Source organism: Bacillus glycinifermentans, assembly GCF_001042475.2.
GTDB classification, from domain to species: domain Bacteria; phylum Bacillota; class Bacilli; order Bacillales; family Bacillaceae; genus Bacillus; species Bacillus glycinifermentans.
This window is the reverse complement of sequence record NZ_LECW02000079.1, coordinates 1-1155: the sequence shown is the minus strand read 5'-3', so window position 1 is coordinate 1155 and position 1155 is coordinate 1. Positions and strand designations below refer to the sequence as shown.

Sequence of the window (1155 nt, the reverse complement as noted above, 5' to 3'; positions counted from 1 at the left end):
AATTAGGGGGTTAACCCGTTGTACACCTTCATAACTAATTCACTATCAAACCCCATGAAATCTAATGATCCAAATGCAGCTTCAACGTAATCACTGTTCAATTATTCCCTCTCCTAGCTCCTCATTTAATAAAAGGATTCTTTTATCTTAATAGATGTTAAATTTACACTCTCCCCATCTATTTTTAACTGTCTCACTTTCTAATTTTAATTTGAATATAGCTTTAATAGTTCTTCCACTGGATAACTATCTGTTTTATTTATCTCTATAAAATATTCTAACTGCCAATTTTGGGTTTTAATAGCTTGTTTGCTAGTGGGATTCTCCCATCTAGGGTAAACTCGAATTGCCATTTTTCCTTTTGTGTCGGATGTTTTAAGGATATTTTGTTTTACAAGAACTTCTTTTGGAAAGACAAATTGTCCGAAATTATTATTTCTAGTAAAAGTGTTGATAACCAATAAATCAGTTGCCTTTTCATATGAAAAGGCTTGGTTTTTACCATCTCCATCTTTTTCCCAAAAAGCAACAAACTGTCCTATCTTGTTAGGTGTTATTTTTGCAACTCTAAATCTTACCGATTTTGAATTTAATTGAAACATACCCGCCCCATAGTCTGAATTTTGAGCTTCTTCCTGGATAGCATTTAGGGTTAAGCGATTAGGTTTATATAAAACTTTATTTACATTTGTTAACGCCTTATAAAATTCATTCAATGCTTTGTTTGTACTCCTTATTTATCGTTGTATTGCAACCTTTTTCTTATCCATCTTACTCGACCCCTTTCAAAAAGTAAAGCCAAGCAATTCTGAATTATTTTTATTTCTTTTTTTGACTCTTAATTTAATCCATTCTTCATCATCAGAATATGGTTTCTTGGTTGTTCTATACCATCCGTTAAAATGAGCAACTAACTGAATCATTATTTTCTCAGCTTGACCTTTAGAGTCCATCCCTAATTGTGTAAAACCATTTTTACTACTTAGCGGATCTCGGTCTCCTGGCTTATCAAACTGTTTAAGAGCTATGTAATATTTCCTGAGTCTGTACCAAAGAGTTATAGAGCCACCAAAGTGATCCCGATAGTGATTAACATTAAGTTTTGGTTTATAGCCCTTTGACTTTAAATATTCGGCTATTTAGCCCCCTAATGAA

At 32.6% G+C, this 1155-nt stretch carries 1 protein-coding gene; it reads right to left on the bottom strand.

What is annotated here, in order from left to right:
- Positions 1-206 precede the first annotated feature (206 nt).
- Positions 207-716 carry a MepB family protein gene (locus AB447_RS24235; protein ID WP_057957789.1) on the bottom strand — a complete coding sequence of 170 codons (510 nt, stop codon included), beginning with the start codon at positions 714-716 and terminating at the stop codon, positions 207-209.
- Positions 717-1155: the final 439 nt, after the last annotated feature.